Consider the following 307-nt stretch of genomic DNA (forward strand, 5'->3'; position numbering starts at 1 on the left):
AGCTTAACCCTTCATAATTTAGAGGCAGTAACAAAACAAGAAATCGAAAGCAACGAGGATTATTTTAGCTTAATGAGGCAAAATCTAGATACATTAAAAAAGGCATTAAATTAAATACCTCTCTTGGGATATGTTGCTTGTAATCCACGCTCCGCGACATGGAGAAAATAAAGGATGCTAGACCATATTCCTAAGAAAGAGGTGTAGGAAAATGGCACAGGATGTATTATGTGAAGTGAATAATTGTCATTATTGGGCAAAAGGCAATAAATGTAGCGCAGAATCCATCTATGTCGTTAGCAATACG

At 36.2% G+C, this 307-nt stretch carries 1 protein-coding gene; it reads left to right on the forward strand.

Translation table 11 applies throughout. The features are described 5' to 3' along the window. Positions 1-211 precede the first annotated feature (211 nt). Positions 212-307 (forward strand): DUF1540 domain-containing protein (locus tag V7147_RS18415; RefSeq protein ID WP_335369292.1); only part of this gene is annotated, 96 nt, incomplete at its 3' end.

This window comes from Bacillus sp. JJ1521, assembly GCF_036965165.1.
In the GTDB taxonomy this organism is placed as follows: Bacteria; Bacillota; Bacilli; order Bacillales; family Bacillaceae_L; genus Ferdinandcohnia.